14 protein-coding genes are annotated in these 18,887 nt (G+C 43.2%); 6 read left to right on the top strand and 8 right to left on the bottom strand.

The features are described 5' to 3' along the window. Positions 1 to 235 precede the first annotated feature (235 nt). From V6B33_RS18460 to dnaA, 8 genes are all read right to left on the bottom strand, one after another. The gene (locus tag V6B33_RS18460) at positions 236 to 1,348 is read right to left on the bottom strand and encodes an HD-GYP domain-containing protein (RefSeq protein WP_334219150.1); all 1,113 of its coding nucleotides are present in this window, start codon (positions 1,346 to 1,348) and stop codon (positions 236 to 238) included. A gap of 203 nt (positions 1,349 to 1,551) precedes the next feature. After that, positions 1,552 to 4,110: a DNA gyrase subunit A gene (gene gyrA, locus V6B33_RS18455; RefSeq protein WP_334219149.1), complete on the bottom strand. Its 2,559-nt coding sequence runs from the start codon at positions 4,108 to 4,110 to the stop codon at positions 1,552 to 1,554. A gap of 340 nt (positions 4,111 to 4,450) precedes the next feature. Next, entirely contained in the window at positions 4,451 to 6,373 is a 1,923-nt protein-coding gene (gyrB, locus tag V6B33_RS18450) for a DNA topoisomerase (ATP-hydrolyzing) subunit B (protein WP_334219156.1), read from the bottom strand. A gap of 47 nt (positions 6,374 to 6,420) precedes the next feature. Next, complete coding sequence (remB, locus tag V6B33_RS18445; RefSeq protein WP_032087143.1) at positions 6,421 to 6,675, bottom strand: extracellular matrix regulator RemB; 255 nt, start codon at positions 6,673 to 6,675, stop codon at positions 6,421 to 6,423. Positions 6,676 to 6,684: 9 nt separating this feature from the next. After that, a complete protein-coding gene (gene recF, locus V6B33_RS18440) occupies positions 6,685 to 7,803 on the bottom strand; it encodes a DNA replication/repair protein RecF (RefSeq protein WP_334219148.1) in 1,119 nt (372 codons plus the stop codon). Positions 7,804 to 7,820: 17 nt separating this feature from the next. Then, on the bottom strand, positions 7,821 to 8,039 hold the full coding sequence (yaaA, locus tag V6B33_RS18435; RefSeq protein WP_334219147.1) for a S4 domain-containing protein YaaA: 219 nt from the start codon (positions 8,037 to 8,039) through the stop codon (positions 7,821 to 7,823). 149 nt (positions 8,040 to 8,188) lie between these two features. Then, on the bottom strand, positions 8,189 to 9,325 hold the full coding sequence (dnaN, locus tag V6B33_RS18430; RefSeq protein WP_334219146.1) for a DNA polymerase III subunit beta: 1,137 nt from the start codon (positions 9,323 to 9,325) through the stop codon (positions 8,189 to 8,191). Between the two features lie 498 nt (positions 9,326 to 9,823). Next, positions 9,824 to 11,167 (bottom strand): chromosomal replication initiator protein DnaA, encoded by a 1,344-nt coding sequence (gene dnaA / locus V6B33_RS18425; protein WP_334219145.1) that lies wholly within the window; start codon positions 11,165 to 11,167, stop codon positions 9,824 to 9,826. A 1,092-nt stretch (positions 11,168 to 12,259) separates the two neighbouring features. On the opposite strand from dnaA, the gene rpmH reads away from it, so the two are divergent. The 6 genes from rpmH (at position 12,260) to mnmG (ending at position 18,882) form a co-directional block, all read left to right on the top strand. Then, the gene (rpmH, locus tag V6B33_RS18420; RefSeq protein WP_071617052.1) at positions 12,260 to 12,394 is read left to right on the top strand and encodes a 50S ribosomal protein L34; all 135 of its coding nucleotides are present in this window, start codon (positions 12,260 to 12,262) and stop codon (positions 12,392 to 12,394) included. Between the two features lie 146 nt (positions 12,395 to 12,540). Then, positions 12,541 to 12,912, top strand: a complete 372-nt coding sequence (gene rnpA, locus V6B33_RS18415) for a ribonuclease P protein component (RefSeq protein WP_334219144.1) — start codon at positions 12,541 to 12,543, stop codon at positions 12,910 to 12,912. Positions 12,913 to 13,136: 224 nt separating this feature from the next. Then, positions 13,137 to 13,916 (top strand): YidC family membrane integrase SpoIIIJ, encoded by a 780-nt coding sequence (gene spoIIIJ, locus V6B33_RS18410; RefSeq protein ID WP_334219143.1) that lies wholly within the window; start codon positions 13,137 to 13,139, stop codon positions 13,914 to 13,916. Continuing rightward, the gene (gene jag / locus V6B33_RS18405; protein WP_334219142.1) at positions 13,913 to 14,530 is read left to right on the top strand and encodes an RNA-binding cell elongation regulator Jag/EloR; all 618 of its coding nucleotides are present in this window, start codon (positions 13,913 to 13,915) and stop codon (positions 14,528 to 14,530) included. The genes spoIIIJ and jag overlap by 4 nt, the downstream gene beginning before the upstream one ends. Before the next feature lie 1,016 nt (positions 14,531 to 15,546). Continuing rightward, positions 15,547 to 16,932 carry a tRNA uridine-5-carboxymethylaminomethyl(34) synthesis GTPase MnmE gene (gene mnmE / locus V6B33_RS18400; RefSeq protein WP_334219141.1) on the top strand — a complete coding sequence of 462 codons (1,386 nt, stop codon included), beginning with the start codon at positions 15,547 to 15,549 and terminating at the stop codon, positions 16,930 to 16,932. Between the two features lie 57 nt (positions 16,933 to 16,989). Further along, on the top strand, positions 16,990 to 18,882 hold the full coding sequence (gene mnmG, locus V6B33_RS18395; protein WP_334219140.1) for a tRNA uridine-5-carboxymethylaminomethyl(34) synthesis enzyme MnmG: 1,893 nt from the start codon (positions 16,990 to 16,992) through the stop codon (positions 18,880 to 18,882). The last annotated feature ends 5 nt before the right edge of the window (positions 18,883 to 18,887 follow it).

The raw sequence follows: 18,887 nt of genomic DNA, 5'->3' as shown, positions 1-18,887 counted from the left end.
GGTGTGCTCCGTTTGAAGCGACCTTTATAATATAACATCTTGTCCATTTTCCGTCAAGACTTTTTTATTATTTCGCAAAAATGTTTTTTGTGAATCAATATGTAATGTCTTTCGGACAACAAATTATATTATACATAGTATGAAGAGATTAAGCAAGGTTTATTTTAGAATAAAATAGTAACCAAGAAAAATAGATTCTCCTGGTTACATAGAATGGAACGTCTATTACAGAGGTTTACCCCAGGACCTCCGTTATGTAAATATCTTTTTGCAGTGAAAGGTCAAGAAGCTCCTCACTGTTGTTTAGCTTCACGATGGGTTTAGTAAAGGCGTTTGCTTTTGTATAGACGACTTCCCCGTAGTCCCCGGTTGATAGTTTTACAGCTGTTCCTATATCCAAATCACCTATTAGTTTCATAAGTGCATTCACTACTTTAATATCAAATTTCCCGAACAGATCTCTGCTGATCATGTCGAGCACTTTAAAAATCGGCTGTCTGCTTCTATATATCCTCTCCGACGTCATGGCGTGGAATACATCGGCTATCCCGACAATCTGAGAATACAGGTGGATCCGATCACTCTTTTCCGACGTCGGATAGCCGGAACCGTCGAATCGTTCATGATGTTGAAAGACTGCCAGTTTCGCTTCTGGTTTTAAAAGTGGGGAATCCTTTACCATTTTATAGCCATTCGCTGTGTGAAGTTTGATCTCTTGGAATTCCTGCTCCGAAAGAGGCTTCTCTTTTATCAGGATATTCGTTGAGACTTTTGACATTCCGCAGTCGGCAAGTACACCGGCAAGTGCCAATTGATTGACCTGACCGCTTTCAAGTCCGATTTTCTTGCCGATCATCGCACTAAGGATGCTGACAGCAACAGGGTGATGATAAGGATATTCTTTTTTCGTAGCATAATGATTCAAGGAGTAGAGCAAAAAACGGTACTGTTCCACTGTTTTTATGAGGGGCAGTGTGATTTCCCTCAATTTCGCTACGTTGATCGGTGTGCCTGACTGCCAGTTGGTAAATTCCTTCTTGAACTCATCGACACTTTTTAAATAGATATTGATGAAACCTTTATCAGTTTTTATATCCGGAAGGCTTTCACCAGTAGTTTCTTGACTGACAGGGGAGTCAGTTGGTGAAAGTGTTTGCTTTGAACGGTTGTGTTGTCCACCTGCTTTTGTTTTCACTATTGTTACTTCAGTGATATTGAATGCCCGGAGAATTTTGATATGGTCATCATTTAAAACTGTATTTTTAGGAATGATGGGGTTTGCCGTCATTCCCATGATCTCCTTTTCTAAAATGCAGCCTGCTTGAATTTCATCACGGTGGACCTTCATTTCATTGCACCTCAAATCATCCTTGTCTATTTAGTTTATTTTACCAAATTTATTTCAAAATGGTTTGTATTTTTAGAAAAAAATGATTTATTAACACCGCTTTTGATTTTCATGCAGCAGCTGGAAATCAATAATGATCTTTAACACACAAAAAAAGCTGCCCCCTTGAGGGTTATATTCCTCAGGAGGCAGCTTATGGTTATTTATTCTTCTGGATTATCATCAGAGTCGTTATTCGGTTGTTCTGTTTCTGTTTCTGTTTCTGTTTCTGTTTCTGTTTCTGTTTGTTCTGTATCGTCTGCCGTTTCTACAGGTGATTCTGTTTCTTCCTCTTCTTCTTTTTCTACTTTTGCTACGGTAGAAACGAATTCACTTTCCTGAAGACGGATCAATTTCACACCTTGAGTGTTACGGCCGGTTGTCGAGATATCATTTACATCCATGCGGATCAGGACACCATGAGCCGTGATGAGCATGAGGTCTTCTTCTCCTGTAACGGCTTTGACTGAAACAAGCTCTCCGTTACGTTCCGTGACATTACACGTTTTAAGACCTTTACCGCCGCGGGTTTGAATTCTGTATTCACTGGCAGGGGTACGCTTACCATACCCGTTCACGGTAACGACGAGGACGTCATTCTTCTCTTCAAGTATTTCCATCCCAACGACAATGTCACCTTCGGACAGGTTGATCCCTTTTACACCGGTTGCTGTTCGTCCCATAGAACGGACATCCGTTTCAGGGAATCTGATCAGCATACCCTTTTTCGTACCGATGATCATATCTTTTTCACCGTCGGTGAGTTTGACGGAAATCAATTCATCATTCTCTCTCAGATTGATGGCAATAAGACCGTTTGTGCGGATATTGGCAAAATCAGAGACAGGCGTACGTTTGGAAATACCGTGTTTTGTTGTGAAGAATAGATACCAGTCATCCACGAACTCTTCCACCCGGATCATGGCATTAATCCATTCATCCTTTTCCACACCAAGCATGTTGATGATCGGAAGCCCTTTTGCCGTACGGCTGAATTCAGGGATTTCATATCCTTTGGCGCGATATGCTTTTCCTTTATTCGTAAAGAACAGGATCGTGTCATGAGTCGATGTTGTCAGAAGATGTTCTACAAAGTCTTCGCCTGTTGTACCCATACCCTGAATTCCGCGTCCTCCGCGCTTCTGGCTGCGGTAAGTGGAGACAGGAAGGCGTTTGATATAGCCGTTATGAGTAAGGGAGACAACGATGTTTTCGCGCGGGATCAAGTCTTCGTCTTCTATATTTTCAATTCCGCCTGCAACAATTTCAGATCTTCTCTCATCATTGAAGCGCTCTTTGATTTCCAGAAGTTCTTCACGGATGATTTCAAGAACTTTTTCATCGTCTGCCAAAATGGCTTTCAGTTCTGTAATCAGCTTCATTAATTCCTGGTATTCTTCTTCAATCTTCTCGCGCTCCAAGCCTGTTAAGCGCTGAAGACGCATATCAAGGATTGCTTGTGCTTGTTTTTCAGATAGAGAGAATTGCTCCATCAGTCCTTGCTTCGCAAGTTCTGTCGTTTGAGAACCGCGGATCAGGGCAATGATTTGATCAATATGATCGAGCGCAATCCGCAGACCTTCCAGGATATGTGCTCTCGCTTCTGCTTTACGCAATTCGAACTCAGTTCTGCGGCGGATAACAACGCGTTGATGCTGAAGGTATTCATACAGGCACTCCTTCAGGTTCAACACTTTCGGCTGACCGTTCACAAGAGCCAGCAGGTTGATACCGAAGCTTGTTTGCAGGGCTGTCTGTTTATAAAGGTTGTTCAGGAGCACATTGGCATTGGCGTCTTTTCTGACTTCAATGACAACACGCATACCATTACGGTCTGACTCATCACGAAGATCCGTGATGCCGTCGATTTTCTTATCGCGAACGAGATCCGCTATCTTTTCAATCAGCTTCGCTTTGTTCACTTGATAAGGGATTTGGTGGACGATGATCGTTTCTTTCCCGTTGCTCTTCTGTTCAATCTCTACACGGGCTCGCATCGTAATGGAGCCTTTACCTGTTTCATAGGCACGGCGGATTCCGCTTCTGCCCACAATCAACCCGGCAGTAGGAAAATCCGGTCCGTGAATGTACTCGGTCAATTCCTGGATTGTGATGTCAGGGTCTTTACTTAATGCAAGGATCCCGTCAACTACCTCACCAAGGTTATGAGGCGGGATATTCGTTGCCATCCCAACAGCGATACCTGATGATCCGTTCACCAGAAGGTTGGGGAAACGGGCCGGAAGTACTTCCGGTTCACGTTCACTGCCATCATAGTTATCTTTGTAGTCGATCGTGTCTTTATTGATATCACGGATCAATTCCATCGATATTTTGGACATGCGGGCTTCTGTGTAACGCATCGCTGCCGCAGCATCCCCGTCGACAGAACCGAAGTTTCCGTGACCGTCCACAAGCATGTAGCGATAGTTGAAATCCTGCGCCATACGCACCATTGTGTCGTATACCGCTGAGTCACCATGCGGGTGATACTTACCGATGACTTCACCGACGATACGGGCAGATTTCTTGTATGCTTTGTCAGCCGTCATGCCAAGGTCATTCATTGCATAAAGAATACGGCGATGGACCGGCTTCAACCCGTCACGGGCATCGGGCAGGGCACGCGAAACGATGACGCTCATCGCATAATCAAGGAATGATGTACGCATCTCATTACTTATATTAATCTCTTTAACATTTGATTTTGGTGTTTCTGACATAGTGTGAGGGACCTCCTTTTAAAGAAAGATTTGGACCTTTCTCTTTGTTCACCTTGTCCGCTATGTAAAAGACAGGATAGATTCGTGCAGTCTATCCTGTTTTTTATAGTGCTGTTTTCAAAAGATTTCGCGAAAACAAACGTAGACCGTTCCATTCCGCTGCAGGCACTTGCTTTCCGTGGGGAGGAAGTCGAGCCTCTTCGGCGTCACCGCCTGCGGGGTCTCGACCTATCCTCTAAATCCCGCCGGAGTCAAGTGCCTTCCGCTCCAATCCACTCTGAATTTTCAATATGGTTATAGAGCATAATCTCACAAAAACTTTTATAATATTAAGCGTTATTTAAATATCCAGGTTCTTAACGTAAGCCGCGTTTTCTTCGATGAAGTTACGTCGCGGTTCGACTTTGTCACCCATGAGGATTTCAAAGGTTTCGTCGGCTTCGATGGCGTCCTGCAGACTTACTTGAAGCAGTGTTCTGGAGGCGGGATCCATTGTTGTTTCCCATAGCTGCTCAGGGTTCATTTCCCCAAGACCTTTGTAACGCTGAATGCCAGGTTTAGGTGTTGGTGAAATTTCTGCAAGGATGCGGTCAAGTTCTTTATCGTTGTAGGCGTATTCGATTTTCTTGCCCTGCTGGATCTTGTACAATGGCGGCTGGGCGATATAGATGAATCCGGCTTCGATGATTTTTCTCATATAACGATAGAAGAACGTCAACAAGAGTGTACGGATATGGGCACCATCGACATCGGCATCGGTCATGATGACAATTTTATGATATCTCGCCTTGGTTAGATCGAAATCTTCCCCGATTCCCGTACCAAGAGCCGTAATGATGGCACGGACCTCATTATTGGAAAGGATCTTATCGAGACGTGCCTTTTCAACATTGATGATTTTACCGCGCAGTGGAAGAATCGCCTGGAAGTGACGGTCACGGCCTTGTTTAGCAGAACCGCCGGCTGAGTCACCCTCAACCACATAGATTTCACTGATGCTTGGATCTTTGGATGAACAATCCGCCAATTTACCCGGCAGGCTTGAGATCTCAAGCGCACTCTTTCGCCGCGTAAGCTCCCTTGCTTTCTTCGCAGCCATGCGGGCACGTGCGGCCATGAGCCCTTTTTCAACAACTTTTCTGGCAACAACCGGGTTTTCCAGCAGGAACGTTTCAAGACGTTCTGAAAACAGGGAATCCGTGATCGTTCTTGCTTCCGAGTTGCCAAGCTTTGTTTTCGTCTGCCCTTCAAACTGCGGATCCGGATGTTTGATCGAAATGATGGCAGTCAGCCCTTCACGGACATCTTCGCCTGAAAGGTTCGCATCGCTTTCTTTGAATACATGGTTCTTGCGGGCATAATCGTTGATGACCCTTGTCAAAGCCGTCTTAAATCCGGACTCATGAGTTCCGCCTTCATGAGTGTGAATATTGTTGGCGAAAGAATAAAGATTGCTTGCGAATCCATCATTATACTGAATGGCGATTTCAACAGTGATCTCGTCTTTTTCACCTTCAATGAAGATCGGTTCTTCATGAATGACTTCTTTTGAGCGGTTTAAATGTTCTACGTATGACTTAATACCGCCTTCATAATGATAATCTCTTCTTTTTCCTTCTCCACGCTTATCTTCAATGCTGATCTGGATTCCTTTATTCAAGAAAGCCAGCTCACGGACACGATTTGCTAATGTATCATAATCATATTCTGTCGTTTCAGTGAAAATTTCAGGATCAGGCGTGAAATGGGTGATAGTCCCGGTCTTGTCTGTATCACCGATGACTTTAAGATCGAAGCTTGGGACACCTTTTTCAAATTTTTGATAATGGATTTTCCCGTCACGGTGTACATATATTTCCAATTCTGTAGAAAGGGCATTAACAACCGAGGCACCTACACCGTGCAGACCTCCGGATACTTTATATCCGCCGCCGCCGAATTTTCCGCCTGCGTGAAGGACTGTCATGATGACCTCTACCGCTGGACGGCCCATCTTCTCATGAATCCCGACCGGAATCCCCCGTCCATTGTCCGTTACGGTGATGCTGTTGTCTTCTTCGATAATGATTTCGATTTCGTCGCAATAACCTGCAAGTGCTTCATCGATACTGTTATCGACGATTTCCCACACCAAGTGATGCAGACCTCTTCCGCTTGTCGACCCAATGTACATTCCCGGTCGTTTACGTACGGCTTCCAATCCTTCCAAAACCTGAATCTGATTTTCATCATAGGATTGACCTTGTGCTTGTTTTTGTTCCATAGCCATGCCGATTCACCTACACTTTCTAACCTTTCGGGCTTGTATTTCTATAATAAATTCTCATAGTTTGAGTATTTCTTTGATCGTTTCTTAAGCGTGCTCGATGCGAGCGGGGAAAGATACAATTGATTCTTCGTAATGACGAGAGATTTATATGAACCCTTTGCAAGATTACAAAGGTGATTATCTTTATTTTTTAAAAAAAGCTGTAATTCTTCTGAAAACTGCACGGTGTCTCGATCGATTATTGCGATGATATCATCTGTCCGTACCATGACATCTTCTCCGACATGAATGTACAAGGTACCACCTCATTTCAGTCTTTTCATTGTTCCCGCTTCCACTTCGAATTGCGCTGCCTCGTTCAACGTCCGATGATCGATGCCATCCACATTGGTGGTTGTGACAAATGTCTGCACCTTGCCTTGTATGGTGTTGAGCAAGTGGGATTGACGGTAATCATCGAGTTCCGACAACACATCATCAAGAAGCAGAATCGGATATTCCTTTATTTCAGAATGGATAAGTTCGATTTCTGCCAGTTTCACAGAGAGCGCCGTTGTCCGCTGCTGTCCCTGCGATCCGAACGTCTGGACATCGCGTCCATTCACAATGAACTGCAAGTCATCCCGATGCGGACCGGCCAGAGTGACTCCACGGTCAATTTCACGTTCGCGGATCCCTTCAAATTTCCGTTCATATACTTCTACCATTTTTGACCATTCTTGATCATCTGATACATCCAAAGAGGGTTTATAAAGGATTTCCAGCGTTTCAAGGTTCCTTGAGATCCCTGAATGAATCGGTTTTGCCCAACTCTCGAGCAGCTGGACGAACTCAAACCGTTTTTTGATGATCTTGACGGCCACTTCGATGAATTGGTCCGTCAGTACGTCCAGCATCGTCTGATCTGTCTGCTTTCTCGTCTGCAGGAGTTTCAAGTAATGATTCCGCTGCTGTAATATTTTTTGATAAAGACTGATATCATGTAAATAAACAGGAGAAACCTGCCCGATTTCCATATCAATAAAACGACGCCTAACTTGAGGGCTCCCTTTTACCAAATGGAGATCTTCAGGCGCAAACATGACAACATTCATATTACCGACGTATTGACTCAACTTCTTCTGTTCAAGGTGGTTGCACTTTGCTTTCTTGCCCTTCTTTGACAGGACGAGCTCCAAAGGCAGAGCCCCGTTATGTTTTTGAATCCTACCTTTTATTTTAGCATATTCCTCATCCCAACGGATTAAATCTTTATCATTCGATGTCCGGTGGGATTTCGCCATCGCAAGAACATAGATGGACTCCATGATATTTGTTTTCCCCTGGGCATTTTCGCCGAGGATGACGTTCACCTTATTTTCGAAATTCACTTCGATCGATTCGTAATTCCGATAATTTTTCAATTCCAATTGTTCAATAAACATGGACATAACATCCTTTATTATTCTCCAGCAACCACAAAGACTCCTACTTCCGGAATTTCAACTTTATCACCGACCGCAAGCTTTCTTCCCCTTCTCTGGTCCTGTTCACCGTTTATGTATACCTCGTACTCACCTAAAAACCACTTGGCCATGCCCCCGGATTGAATCACATCGGCAAGTTTCAGGAACTGTCCCAATGTAATGATCTCCGTTTTAATCGTGATCTTTTTCTCCACTAAAATCACTACTTTCCGTATAAAGTCTCTAATATCTTATTTTACTCTAAATTTGACTAAGTCACAACTAACGAAAGATGGAGTGCTGCATGCAGGTTTGAAAAGAAAAAAGCCGACACCTTTCTTAAAAGGCATCAGCTCTGAAATCGTTAATACGTTCGTACTGGAAGGATCAATTGAAGGATTGAATCGTCATGAAGCGGTTTTAGAACGAATGGTCTCATCGCTCCTGTGAAATTCACATAGATTTCTGTTCCCTCGATGGCCTTCAGCGCATCCATCATGTATTTCGCACTGAAGGAGATCTTAAGGTCTTCACCCTCGACAGATTGACTTTGAACCTGCTCGATGACTTTCCCGATCTCTGGTGTATTGGAGGAAATTTCGATGATCCCGCCGTCAAGCGTCGAGAGTTTCACAACGTTGTTTCTACCCTCTCTTGCCAGCAGTGAAGCACGATCGATTGCCTGAAGGAATTCCTTCGTTGTCAACGTAAGCTCTGTCTTTGTATCAGACGGGATCAACCGGCTTGTGTCTGGATAGTTCCCCTCAAGCAGTCTCGAGAAGAATAATAGATGTTTCGCTTTGAACAGCACCTGGTTTTCAGTGATGACGATTTCGACCGGTTCATCCGTGTCATCAAGGATTTTATTCAGCTCATTTAAGCTTTTCCCCGGAATGACAATACTGTATGACGCATCGTGATTCGTCTCGATGGGTGCTTTCCTCATGGCCAGCCTGTGACTATCTGTTGCAATACAGCTCAGCTCGCCGTTTTCGATCTGGCAGTTTACACCTGTCAAGATCGGGCGTGTTTCTGAGGTGGACACTGCGAATACCGTCTGTCTGATCATCGTTTTCAAAAGGTCCGTAGAAACTTTGATTCCATTGCCTTCTTCAATTTGAGGAAGATGAGGATATTCTTCGGGATCCAATCCATTCAAATTGAATTCAGCATTACCAGAACGGATCACTGTCTGAAAATGACTCTGAACTTCGATTTCAACCGTGTCTTTAGGAAGTTTCTTAACAATTTCACTGAAGAATTTGGCCTGGAGGACGATTCCTCCTGTTTCCATGACATCGACAATCTCAGAACCTTCTTCCTCTTTAGGTATGAAAGATTCGATTGAAATATCAGAGTCACTTCCAGTTAATGTGACTCCTTCTTCGGTTGCGATGATTTTGATCCCAGTCAGGATCGGTATTGTTGTTCTGGACGTAACAGCTTTCATGACGTCTTGAACGCTTTGAACAAGATCATCCCTCTGAATAACAAATTTCATGATTATTTCCTCCAATTTGCACATAATTTTTTGGACTGAATCATATATTAATATTTATTTAAAAAATAGTAATAGTACTAGTAGGGCCTGTTGATATGTGGATAAGTGTGTGAATTGAACGGAAACACAGCCTATCCACATGTGGACAGACTGTGCGCTAGTTGGTTTGGGTTATCAACAGTATTCAAGTTTTAGTTAATCTATAAATTAGATTTGTAGAGTTAGAATCGCTTTGAATACCGCTTTTGATTTCCGTGCAAGACTTCGCTTTACGCGGGCGGTTGATGAGCCTCCTCGTCGCTCAGCTCCTACAGGGTCTCACCTAACTAGCTTTTCCCGCAGGAGTCTACGTCTTGCACTCCAATCAACCGCAGGAACTTGTTGAATTTTTTAACAGACTTCTTATAAAGCGTTTAAAAATTCTTGTATCCTATGGATTCCGTTCTATCTGGAGCTGAAATCATCTATCAACTTTCAACTGCCCATCTCATATACATATCACTTCAGGGTATCCCTGATATCTTTCAGCTGCTGCTGCAGGAGTGCGTCTGCTCCGAGCAGGGTGCTGATTTTTTCATGGGCGTGGATGACGGTGGTGTGATCACGTCCGCCGAATTCTTCACCGATTTTCGGCAGGGAAGAATCCGTCATTTCCCTTGAAAGATACATGGCGATCTGACGGGGGAACGCTATGGATTTTGTCCGTTTCTTGGCTTTAAAATCCTCTAATCTCACATTGAAATGCTCACCGACAACACGCTGGATTTCCTGGATCGTAATGACCTTGGGCTTGGAGCTTGGAATGATATCTTTCAAAGCTTCAGCAGCGAGATCGGCATTTATGTCTTTATTGATAAGTGAAGAGTACGCAACGACCCTGATCAGGGCGCCTTCCAGTTCACGAATATTCGTATCGATTTGATTGGCGATATAAAGCATGGCCTCATTTGGGATATCCAGACCTTCAGCTTTCGCCTTCTTCCTTAAAATCGCGATTCTCGTCTCCAGATCAGGAGGAGTTATATCGGTGATAAGGCCCCATTCGAAGCGGGAACGCAGGCGGTCTTCCAATGTCGGGATCTCTTTTGGAGGACGGTCACTGGAAATGACAATCTGCTTGCTTTCTTCATGCAATGTATTAAATGTATGGAAAAATTCCTCTTGCGTTTGTTCTTTACCGGCCAAAAATTGAATGTCGTCAATCAGCAACACATCGACGCTCCGGTACTTATTGCGGAAATCGACCGCTTTATTATCACGGATCGAGTTGATGAACTCGTTCGTGAATTTTTCAGAAGAAAGGTACACCACTTTTGCAGCCGGATTATGCTCAAGCACATAATGGCCGATCGCATGCATCAAGTGAGTCTTTCCAAGTCCTACTCCCCCATAAATAAATAAGGGGTTATATGCTTTTGCAGGCGCTTCAGCTACAGCTAAAGACGCAGCATGTGCAAATCGGTTGCCGGAACCGATGACAAAAGTATCGAATGTATATTTAGGATTCAGCATATTCTGGTTAAGATCGTACTGGTCATCCTCTTTAACAGTCTTTTTCGGCGGCACTGGAATATCAAACTCTTCCGGCTCCTGATTTTGGGGAATAATGAACTTTACAACCAGCTCTTCACCGGTGATATCATACAATACTCCGGAGATGAGTTGAGAGTACCGGCCTTCCAGCCAATCTCGTGCAAACTCATTTGGAGCGGTAATCACAAGAGTATCTCCCTGAATGGAATGAGCCTTCGTCGATTTCAACCAAGTATCGAAACTTGGCTTACTGATTTTTTTCTCGATATTTTCTAAGGCTTTACTCCAAAGATCCCCGATATTCTCCAATCCTGATCCCTCCTTTTCTCGTTTGTTTGTATAACCTCTGTACAACCTGTAAACGTGTCAATTCTCTTTATCTAATAAAAATACAATGGACTGAATGTGGAAAATATATATAATAAGGAAAGAAAACGGTTAGTCGACAATATCCACCATCTGTGGACAAGGTTTTACAAACCCTCTGAATAAGTTACCCACATGATATCCACATTTTGTGGATAAGTAAAATCCGTATTTGAAGTTATCAAGAGTGAAAACACAATAATCATATCAAAATATCCTTAGCGGTGCAATGGTTTTTAAATATTATCCACAACCCCTTCAGACTGTGGAATGAAATTGTCCACAAGGGTAGAACTTGTGAAAAACCTGTCAATACGTGCTGTGGATAATTAAAAATCCTGTCGAAAACTATCCACAGGGAGATTTTTGGGTAAGGTGGGAGAAATTTTGTAGAAGGTGATAGAAGACGAAATCCATTTTTGTAAATTAACTTTTATGGACTACTTAGCTTCGCTTTTGATTACTTGAAAGACTTCACTTTCTGCTGGCGGTAGGTGAGCCTTCTCTAAAGTTGAAGAGTACTGTACAGCTGCAGGGCTCAGAGGAACATGACATTAGCCTCTGGGCAAATCCCTTCCGCTTTTCTGATACTTTTCTTCGTCTTGCATTCCAATCAACGCTGGATCCGGTAAAACTTAGAGCAGACTATTATAAAAATTAATTTGGACACCATTGGCAAATTTAATTTTCTTTATTAGAAAAGATAAAATTCATCAATATCCCGGTAATAAATTTGCATGACTAACTTCAATTTTTTATTGTTACTTTCTATATTAAATAGACAGAGTGGATTGGAGCCGGAGGCACTTTGACTCCTGCGGAAAGGAACGGTCTCTGATCCAGCAGTCAGCACGGTGTTTAGAAGTCTAATCCACTTTGAGTTATCTTTATTAGAAGATAAACAATTTTATTGGCAAAAAATTGAGAGTCAAAAATAAAATAATATGACTGTTGACTTTTTATGGTGGTCATCTTTATAATAGTGAGGAATGTCTTTAACTTATGAAGATGAACCCTTCAGGGAGGTGTCAATAGATGAAAAGAACGTTTCAACCAAATAGACGTAAAAGAAGTAAAGTACACGGTTTCCGTGCACGCATGAGCTCTAAGAACGGACGTAGAGTATTAGCTCGCCGTCGCGCTAAAGGAAGAAAAGTATTATCTGCTTAGACCACTGAACTGACTCAGTGGTCTTTTTTTCTAGTAATACAACGAAAATGATTAGAATCCTCAATTAATTGAAAGACTGAATGAAAAGCTCTTTTCTTGAGTTTGCGAAAAGAGCCTAATGAAAAACAAAAAAACAGGTGTAGCTAATGCGTAAAGAACAAAGAGTGAAGAAAAATAAAGAATTTCAAGAGATATTTAAAAGAGGGACATCATTTGCAAACAGGCAATTTGTTCTTTATACCTTAAAGCAGGACGAAGCCCAGCCTTTCCGGATCGGCATTTCCGTCAGCAAGAAAATCGGGAATGCGGTGTGCCGGAACCAAATCAAACGGTACGTAAGGCAGGCTTTCCTGGAATTGCGGGAAGACGTTCAGGATAACCACGATTATTTGATCATCGCCAGAAAACCGGCGGCCGACATGAACTTTCATGAAGTAAAAAGCAGTCTTACTCATGTATTAAAAAGAGGAAAAGTGTTGAAAAAGCATTTTGATGGTAAAAATGATAGGAAAAAGTAAAAAAGTATTTATAAAATAGACATGTTTCAACATCACAAGTCTTTGAAAAGATGTTACAATACGAGAGATTGTTACATTTTAATAGAAGGTTGGGGAAACGTGTCCTTGACTGCGAGTAAAATGCTGTTTTCCAGAAGGTATTCGTGCATCGGATAAAAAGAGGCACCCGATTGTGCGTGCGGAAAGAGCCTTGTAGAAACATATTAGTTGGGAGGAAAATAAGGGTGAAAAAGAGAATTATAGCCCTCATGGGAATCATTGGGCTAATGGCTGTTTTATCAGGCTGTACAGAATATAATCAGCCCATCACACCTGAAAGCTCAGGTTTCTGGAATGAATATATTGTGTGGCCATTATCACAATTAATCACAATGGTGGCAGATTGGTTTGGCGGTTCTTATGGTCTTGCGATCATCATCGTAACGCTGATCATCCGTTTTGCCATTTTACCGTTAATGATCAAACAAACGAAAAATTCCAAAGCGATGCAGGCATTGCAGCCGGAAATGAAAAAGCTTCGTGAAAAATACAGTTCAAAAGATGCACAGACTCAACAGAAACTTCAACAGGAAACAATGGCGTTATTCCAGACTCATAAAGTCAATCCTTTGGCAGGATGTTTCCCGTTGATCGTTCAAATGCCGATCCTGATCGGATTTTATCATGCAATCGTACGTACGAGAGAAATTGCAGAACATAATTTCTTATGGTTCGATCTTGGCGAAAGAGATATCATCCTTGCTGTTACAGCCGGTATTACAACATTCATCCAGCAAAAGCTGATGATGGCGGGTACAGCGGATCAAAATCCACAAATGGCGATGATGCTTTACATCATGCCGGTGATGATTGTGATCTTTGCGATCAATTTCCCTTCAGCCCTGTCATTATACTGGGTAATCGGTAATATCTTCATGATCGTTCAAACATACTTCATTAAAGGTCCCGATATCAGGGAAGTACAAGCTGCAAAAGCTGGTGGTTCGGGAGGAAAGAAAAAGTGAGAGAAGTGAAAGCGACTGGTCAAACGGTGGAAGAAGCCATTGAATCAGCCTTGTCTCAACTGAACATCACCAAAGAAGAAGCAGAAATTGAAGTTATAGACCAAGGTAAAAAAAGCCTGTTCGGACTGTTCGGTGGAAGACCTGCAGCCGTACTGGTGAAAAAGGCAATCAATCCGGTCGACGAAGCGAAAGACTTTTTATTATCGGTTGCGCGGGCAATGGGAGTGGAACCTTCGATTGAGGTGCATCAGGATGGAAGAGAAGTAGAATTTCGTTTATCCGGTGAAAAAATGGCCCTGTTAATCGGGAAAAGAGGACAAACATTAAATGCACTTCAGCATTTGACTCAATTGGCAGCGAATAAGGTGTCCGATCAATTTTTGACCATCCTCCTGGATGCAGAAAATTATCGTGAACGCCGCCGCCAGACTCTGACTAACCTGGCAGAGCGCCTGGCCGATAAAGCGCTGCGCACAAACCGTGCTGTTTCATTGGAACCGATGCCTTCCTATGAAAGAAAAGTGATTCATACCGCATTAGTGAATGCGAAAAAAGTGGACACTCATTCTGAAGGCAGGGAACCGAATCGATATATCGTGATTGCGCCTAAATAAGTTTAATGTGAGACGAATTCCTTTTTGAGTAAGTGGTTCTGTTTTGAAGTACAAAATATGAATTAACATTGCTTTTCGTATAGTGATTCGCAAGCAATTTGCAAGAAAATCAAAGAGAAAAATGCTTGGAGACATATGCTCCAAGCATTTTTTTTATCCCAAGATAAGCACTGGTTAGCGATTTCCAAATCTACAAGAATATCCAGAAAATAAGCTACTAAAATAAGGGAAGAAACTCCTCTTAGTGAGGAAACAGCACGAAAAATAGAGTAAATAGAGGGAAAAATTCCCCCTATTTACTCCAAAAGCATGAAAATGGACCATTCTACTTTGCCTTAACTGGAAAAACTCCCCTTATATCCCCCGAACCTAGCCCTATTCTGCAGGATAACGAAAAAAAATCCCCTTATTTAAACATTCAGAGGCTACTCACTATTAAGGAGATGAAAAAATGTTCATTTATCTGCCTCTAAAAGTCAACACCCACCCCTGCTAGATAAATATCATTTTTAGCACACCAATTAAGTATATGAATTTTCATGCTGACATAAACTTATGATCGCATGTTAAAAGGGGTTCGAAATTCAGGGTAGAATTACCGTATATTTTTTAACCCCTATTTATATCATCAAAAAGAAGCAGCCTAATTCAGTTGCGAATATGACTGCTCATAGGTGTGCTAATTTATTTTTTGTATTCGAAATCCGAACCCGTTACTTTTTGAGGGATCGTCTTTTTTTGCGTTGTTTTTCAAAAGGAAGATGGAAGAATGGGTGAATCCGACTCAGCCCTGTGGATACTCGTTTTTGTCCCGCTTTATTGTTATTCACATGTGGATAAGTTAAAATAATAGAGATAAGAGAAATCGGTCTGTGGATAACGTAAAGACAAAGGAGATTAGATTCTTTTGTATTAAACAGGTTTGTGATATTCTAATAATTTGGGGAAACTTTGCTCTCTGAATTTCATTCGTTCATATAGATTATAAAACCAATATATAAAGAGAGGTGATAAGAATGGAACTGGATACGATAGCAGCCATCTCGACACCGATGGGTGAAGGTGCGATCGCGATCGTCCGATTAAGCGGGGATGAAGCCTTTGACATCGGCGCGAAGGTATTCAGGGGAATGAAGGGCACTTCCATGAAGGAATTCGCCTCTCATACGATTCATTACGGACATATCATCGATCCCGATACCGAACAGGTCGTGGAGGAAGTGATGGTATCCGTTATGAGGGGACCTAAAACCTTCACACGTGAAGATATCATTGAAATCAATTGTCATGGAGGATTGGTTTCCGTCAATAAAGTTCTTCAGCTTGTCCTGAAGCACGGAGCTCGATTAGCGGAGCCGGGTGAATTTACAAAGCGTGCCTTTTTAAATGGACGTATCGATCTGTCACAGGCTGAAGCTGTCATGGATCTGATCCGGGCGAAGACAGACCGGGCAATGAACGTTGCGTTGAATCAGATGGAAGGACGCCTTTCCAAACTGATCAGGAAACTTCGTCAGGAGATACTCGAAACCCTCGCTCACGTTGAAGTGAACATCGACTATCCGGAATACGACGATGTAGAAGAAATGACTCACGGGGTCCTTATGGAAAAATCGAAGCACGTCCGGGATGAAATCGATAAATTGATCCAGACATCCGAACAGGGAAAGATTCTTCGCGAAGGTCTGTCCACCGTCATCATCGGTCGTCCGAATGTCGGAAAATCTTCCTTATTGAACAGCCTTGTACATGAAAATAAAGCAATCGTTACGGATATACCGGGAACGACGCGCGATGTGATCGAAGAATATGTGAATGTCCGCGGGGTACCGCTCCGTCTTGTCGATACAGCCGGTATCCGCGAAACGGAAGACATCGTTGAAAGAATCGGTGTCGAGCGTTCAAGACAGGTGCTGAAAGAAGCGGATTTGATACTGCTTGTCCTGAACTACGCAGATGAATTGACGCACGAGGACGAACAGCTTTTTGAAGCGGTTAAAGGAATGGACGTCATTGTTATCGTGAACAAGACGGATTTGCCTCAACAGATTGATTTAAATAAAGTGCGTGAATTGTCGAATGAACATCCGCTTGTGACGACGGCTTTACTCGAAGAAGAAGGGATCGATGAACTGGAAGAAGCCATTTCATCCCTATTCTTTGCCGGTTCCATCGAATCCGGGGATATCACCTATGTCTCCAACAGCCGGCACATCGCCTTACTGAACCAGGCATCTCAAGCAATCAACGAAGCAATTAACAGTGTAGAAATGGGAACTCCTATTGATATAGCCCAGATCGATTTAACGAGAACATGGGAGCTATTGGGGGAAATCATCGGTGACAGTGTCCATGAAAGCCTGATCGATCAGCTGTTTTCTCAATTCTGCCTGGGAAAATAACCAACATACTATGTGGATGAAGTTCATTTTCATCCATCAAGGAGGAACTATAAAACCATGCAATATGACGCAGGACAATATGATGTCATTGTCATTGGTGCTGGACATGCCGGGGTTGAAGCGGGACTCGCTTCTGCCCGGATGGGAGCGAAAACGTTAATGGTGACCATCAATCTCGATATGGTTGCCTTTATGCCGTGTAATCCATCTGTCGGCGGTCCGGCAAAAGGAATTGTCGTACGCGAAATCGATGCCCTCGGTGGAGAAATGGGGCGCAATATCGATAAGACGCATATTCAAATGAGAATGTTGAATACAGGGAAGGGTCCAGCCGTTCGTGCCCTGAGAGCACAGGCAGATAAATTCCTTTATCAGCACGAAATGAAACGCACGCTCGAGAATGAACCGAATATGACGCTTCTTCAAGGAATGGTTGAAGAGCTGATCATTGAAGACGGCGAATGTAAAGGAGTCGTGACGATGACCGGCGCAGCATACCGCGCGAAGACCGTCGTTATCACAACAGGTACATTCCTCCGCGGGGAAATTATTTTAGGAGACTTGAAATACTCAAGCGGTCCGAATAATCAGCAGCCTTCCATCCGATTAGCGGATCATCTCAGGGAGCTCGGGTTCGATACCGTTCGTTTCAAGACGGGAACGCCGCCGCGTGTCAACAGCTCATCGATTGATTATTCCAAAACGGAGATTCAGCCCGGTGATGATGTACCGCGGGCATTCAGTTATGAAACGACAAAATACATCACCGATCAGCTGCCTTGCTGGCTGACGTACACAAATGAAGAAACACATAGGTTAATCGACGATAATCTACATCGTTCTCCGATGTATTCAGGTATGATCAAGGGGACAGGCCCGCGTTACTGTCCATCCATTGAAGATAAAGTGGTCCGTTTCCATGATAAGCCCCGTCATCAAATTTTCCTTGAGCCGGAAGGAAGAAATACTCAGGAAGTATACGTCCAAGGTTTATCGACAAGCCTTCCTGAAGACGTGCAGCAGAAGATCCTTTCCACGATCCCGGGTCTTGAAAACGTACAGATGATGCGTGCGGGTTATGCAATCGAGTATGATTCCATCGTACCGACTCAATTATGGCCGACACTTGAAACGAAGAAGATCAAAAATCTATACACTGCAGGCCAGATCAACGGAACATCAGGTTATGAGGAAGCTGCCGGACAAGGTCTGATGGCCGGAATCAATGCTGCCTGCCGTGCCCTTGATAAAGAGGAAGTCATCCTCAGCCGTTCCGATGCCTACATCGGTGTGCTGATCGACGACCTAATCACAAAAGGGACAAATGAGCCTTACCGCTTATTAACTTCACGCGCGGAATACCGATTATTATTACGACATGATAATGCGGATTTGCGCCTGACGGATACGGGGAAACAAATCGGTTTGATTTCCGAGGAAAGATATCAGCGTTTCACTGCGAAGAAAGAAGCAATCGAAGCAGAGAAACAGCGTATTGAAGGCATCCGGATCAAGCCTGTGGAAGAAACTCAAGCCGTCATCCGTGAAGCGGGCGGAAGTGAATTGAAGGATGGCATTCTTGCAGCCGATCTATTGAAGCGTCCTGAAATGAATTACAGCCATATCAAACGCCTTGTACCAAGTGAAGTTGAACTCTCTCCGGATGTTGAAGAACAAGTCGAAATCCAGGTGAAATACGAAGGATATATCGAGAAGTCGCTTCAACAAGTCGATAAACTGAAGAAGATGGAGAATAAGAAAATCCCTGAAAACATTGACTACGAAGCAATCAGCGGCTTGGCTTCGGAAGCCAGACAGAAACTGATTGAAGTGCGCCCGCTGTCACTTGCACAGGCTTCAAGAATTTCAGGAGTCAATCCTGCTGACATCTCGATTCTGCTTGTTTATATCGAACAGGGGAAAATTGCGAAGGTTTCAGGCGATCAATAGAGGTA

Origin of the sequence: Mangrovibacillus sp. Mu-81, assembly GCF_036867415.1 — a bacterium.
In the GTDB taxonomy this organism is placed as follows: Bacteria; Bacillota; Bacilli; order Bacillales; family Bacillaceae_B; genus Rossellomorea.
This window is presented reverse-complemented; position numbering and strand designations above follow the sequence as displayed.

Bases quoted from the DNA above. Each gene is read 5' to 3' on its own strand.
- rnpA (WP_334219144.1), top strand. From the start codon at position 12,541: ATGCGTAAAGAACAAAGAGTGAAGAAAAATAAAGAATTTCAAGAGATA.
- mnmE (WP_334219141.1), top strand. From the start codon at position 15,547: ATGGAACTGGATACGATAGCAGCCATCTCGACACCGATGGGTGAAGGT.
- rpmH (WP_071617052.1), top strand. From the start codon at position 12,260: ATGAAAAGAACGTTTCAACCAAATAGACGTAAAAGAAGTAAAGTACAC.
- dnaN (WP_334219146.1), bottom strand. From the start codon at position 9,325: ATGAAATTTGTTATTCAGAGGGATGATCTTGTTCAAAGCGTTCAAGAC.
- gyrA (WP_334219149.1), bottom strand. From the start codon at position 4,110: ATGTCAGAAACACCAAAATCAAATGTTAAAGAGATTAATATAAGTAAT.
- recF (WP_334219148.1), bottom strand. From the start codon at position 7,803: ATGTTTATTGAACAATTGGAATTGAAAAATTATCGGAATTACGAATCG.
- gyrB (WP_334219156.1), bottom strand. From the start codon at position 6,373: ATGGAACAAAAACAAGCACAAGGTCAATCCTATGATGAAAATCAGATT.
- mnmG (WP_334219140.1), top strand. From the start codon at position 16,990: ATGCAATATGACGCAGGACAATATGATGTCATTGTCATTGGTGCTGGA.
- V6B33_RS18460 (WP_334219150.1), bottom strand. From the start codon at position 1,348: ATGAAGGTCCACCGTGATGAAATTCAAGCAGGCTGCATTTTAGAAAAG.